Annotated in this window: 1 protein-coding gene; it reads left to right on the forward strand. The window is 44.1% G+C overall.

The annotated features are described in order from the left end of the window. The coding region (locus tag ACFINC_RS11465; protein ID WP_375617281.1) for an ATP-binding cassette domain-containing protein at positions 1-245 on the forward strand (245 nt) is incomplete at both ends.

Consider the following 245-nt stretch of genomic DNA (forward strand, 5'->3'; position numbering starts at 1 on the left):
GCGTAAGTTATTGACGTATTTGCGTATTTCTCATCGGGCAAACCATCGTCCCTCAGAGTTATCGGGAGGAGAACAACAACGTGTTGCTATTGCACGTGCCGTAGCAAATGGTCCTTCGGTTCTTTTAGCAGATGAACCTACCGGAAATCTTGATCCCGTAACGTCAGCTTATGTCTTTCAAGCTTTATCTGTTCTTGTTCGTCAGTCTGGTCTTTCTGCTCTTATTGCAACACATAATTACGCTT

It is taken from the genome of Bartonella sp. AP58NXGY, assembly GCF_042195785.1.
Classification (GTDB): domain Bacteria; phylum Pseudomonadota; class Alphaproteobacteria; order Rhizobiales; family Rhizobiaceae; genus Bartonella.